This window comes from Vibrio sp. 10N.261.55.A7, from assembly GCF_002877365.1.
Taxonomy (GTDB): domain Bacteria; phylum Pseudomonadota; class Gammaproteobacteria; order Enterobacterales; family Vibrionaceae; genus Vibrio.
Window position 1 is genome coordinate 1 of record NZ_MCWZ01000186.1, and the last position, 443, is coordinate 443.

The 443-nt window shown below is 42.4% G+C and carries 1 protein-coding gene; it reads left to right on the top strand.

The annotated features are described in order from the left end of the window. Positions 1–222 precede the first annotated feature (222 nt). Positions 223–443 (top strand): tetrahydrofolate dehydrogenase/cyclohydrolase catalytic domain-containing protein (locus BCU12_RS10160; RefSeq protein ID WP_277871265.1); only part of this gene is annotated, 221 nt, incomplete at its 3' end.

Consider the following 443-nt stretch of genomic DNA (forward strand, 5'->3'; position numbering starts at 1 on the left):
TATCCAGCTGAGCTAAGGGTGCGCTACAGGAAAGGATTATACGAATTGAATGACGTAAAGCAATGGGTTTATTATTGTTTATGGTTTAAGTGCCTAAAAAAGAGTCATGCGCCGTTTAATTCTGCGATTCAACCCTGACGCAAACGTTTGCTTATGGATGTTGTTAACAAATTCTGCGACAATAGTTTTATAAGTATTAACCATCCCGAATCAAGGAACGTCATGACAGCTCAAAATATCGACGGAACACTTATCTCTCAAACAGTACGCTCTGAAGTAGCTGCACGTGTAAAAGCGCGTGTGAATGCTGGATTAAGAGCACCAGGACTTGCTGTAGTCCTCGTAGGTGAAGATGCCGCCTCACAAGTTTATGTGGGAAGTAAGCGCCGTGCTTGTGAAGAAGTAGGATTTGTTTCTAAGTCTTATGATTTACCCGCTACAGC